The organism is uncultured Microbulbifer sp. (assembly GCF_947489355.1).
Classification (GTDB): Bacteria; Pseudomonadota; Gammaproteobacteria; order Pseudomonadales; family Cellvibrionaceae; genus Microbulbifer.
This window is the reverse complement of record NZ_CANLDD010000174.1, coordinates 1-527: the sequence shown is the minus strand read 5'-3', so window position 1 is coordinate 527 and position 527 is coordinate 1. Positions and strand designations below refer to the sequence as shown.

The window sequence follows — 527 nt, the reverse complement described above, 5'->3', positions numbered from 1 at the left end:
GGAGAGGATTGACTACCAGATACTACTAGACTGCCTTTAACCCTCATCGGATAAGCAGAAGGGAGATTGATTCTGGTTCCTGCATCTATAGAAAGAGTTACGCCGGCCGCAACCTCTACCCGACCAAGCAGCAAATACTCACTGCCCGTCAGAGTAAGAGGTTCGAAAATAGGACCGTAGAGAGTTGCTCCAGTGTAAGCGGGGTTGCCACCGGGACCATCCAGATAACCACTGTAATCTACTACTGGCGGGCCACCCGAATTGTCCGCCCAGTCATAGATCTCCTGTGCAATTTCCCCCTGATCTGTGGTGCCCCACCAGTTGCCGGTGGCATTAAAGGTGGTCTGTGCCGCATCAGTAAAGTACCGGTTGTAATAGTTGTAATAAGCATTGTCGTATATGCTGTTGCCAGTCACTATCGGAGCAGGGTTCTGCGCCGCATCGCTACTGTAGCCTTCGGCGTAGATGCCATGGGTGTTCCCGGTAATCACATTGCCGCCACTGATCTGCGGGGCACTGTTGCGATA

General features: G+C 52.4%; 1 protein-coding gene. It reads right to left on the bottom strand.

Going from position 1 to position 527, the window contains the following annotated elements; all coding sequences use genetic code 11:
* The coding region (locus tag Q1A48_RS21340; protein WP_299948886.1) for a hypothetical protein at positions 1-527 on the bottom strand (527 nt) is incomplete at both ends.